The organism is Parapedobacter sp. 2B3 (assembly GCF_041925275.1).
GTDB lineage: Bacteria > Bacteroidota > Bacteroidia > Sphingobacteriales > Sphingobacteriaceae > Parapedobacter > Parapedobacter pyrenivorans_A.
Map to the genome: position 1 here is coordinate 1 of NZ_JBHEUZ010000050.1, position 1,883 is coordinate 1,883.

Here is a 1,883-nt window from a genome sequence, read left to right on the forward strand (position 1 = left end):
CCGTTGAGAACACGGGCAACGTGAGCCTGACGGGCGTCGCTGTGACCGATGCGGTTGCGCAGGACGGCACCAGCACGGCATTGGTATTGGGAGCGCCCACGGGCGACACGGACAATGACGGTGAACTGGACGTTGACGAGACATGGGCATACACGGTTACTTACGCGGCCATGCAGTCACACATCGACAATGGCAGTGACATCGTGAATGTGTTCACCTTCGATGCGGATGAACTGACCAGCGATGTGAGCGACGACGCAACAACGACCATCACGCAGTCGCCCTCTGTTTCCGTTGAAAAGGTAGTCGATGCAACCAACATCGCGGTACCTTCCACACTTAACTATACTATTACCGTTGAGAATACGGGCAACGTTAGCCTGACGGGCATCGCTGTGACCGACGCGGTCTCACAGGACGGCACCAGCACGAATCTGACCCTAGGTGCACCGTCCGGCGACACGGACAATGACGGTGAACTGGACGTTGACGAGACATGGACATACACGGTTACTTACGCGGCCACGCAGTCACACATCGATAACGGCAGTGACATCGTGAACACGTTCACCTTCGGTGCGGATGAACTGACCAGCGATGTGAGCGACGATGCAACGACGACCATCACGCAGTCGGCTTCTGTAAGCGTTGAGAAGGTGGTCGATGCAACCAACATCTCGGTACCTTCGACCCTTACCTATACGATTACCGTTGAGAATACGGGCAACGTTAGCCTGACGGGCATCGCTGTGACCGATGCGGTTGCGCAGGACGGCACCAGCACGGCATTGGTATTGGGAGCACCCACGGGCGATGCGGACAATGACGGGGAGCTGGACGTTGACGAGACATGGGCATACACGGTTACTTACGCGGCCACGCAGTCACACATCGACAATGGCAGTGATATCGTGAACGTGTTCACCTTCGATGCCGATGAACTGACCAGCGAGGTCAGCGACGACGCAACAACGACCATCACGCAGTCGCCCTCTGTTTCCGTTGAAAAGGTAGTCGATGCAACCAACATCGCGGTACCATCAACACTTAACTATACGATTACCGTTGAGAACACGGGTAACGTTAGCCTGACGGGCGTCGCTGTGACCGATGCGGTTTCTCAGGACGGCACCAGCACGACATTGGCCCTAGGTGCACCGTCCGGCGACGCAGACAATGACGGCGAACTGGATGTTGACGAGACATGGGCATACACGGTTACTTACGCGGCCACGCAGTCACACATCGATAACGGCAGTGACATCGTGAACACGTTCACGTTCGATGCCGATGAACTCGGAGCCCCGGTGAGTGACGACGCTACCACGGCGATTACACAATCTGCTTCGGTATCCGTTGAAAAGGTAGTCGATGCAACCAACATCGCAACACCTTCCACACTTACCTATACGATTACCGTTGAGAATACGGGCAACGTGAGCCTGACGGGCATCGCTGTGATCGACGCGGTTGCGCAGGACGGCACCAGCGCCGCATTGGTATTGGGAGCGCCCACGGGCGACGCAGACAATGACGGTGAACTGGATGTTGACGAGACCTGGATCTATACGGTTACTTACGCGGTCACGCAGTCACACATCGACAATGGCAGTGACATCGTGAATGTGTTCACCTTCGATGCGGATGAATTGACCAGCGATGTGAGCGACGACGCGACGACGGCGATTACACAATCGGCTTCTGTAAGCGTTGAAAAGGTGGTCGATGCAACTAACATCTCAGCACCTTCGACCCTTACCTATACGATTACCGTTGAGAACACGGGCAACGTGAGCCTGACGGGCGTCGCGGTGACCGACGCGGTTGCGCAGGACGGCACCAGCACGAATCTGACCCTAGGTGCACCGTCCGGCGACGCAGAC

Annotated in this window: 1 protein-coding gene; it reads left to right on the forward strand. The window is 56.5% G+C overall.

Translation table 11 applies throughout. From position 1 onward, the window contains the following. On the forward strand, positions 1-1,883 hold a 1,883-nt coding region (locus ACEVG1_RS20975; RefSeq protein WP_374745687.1), incomplete at both ends, for a beta strand repeat-containing protein.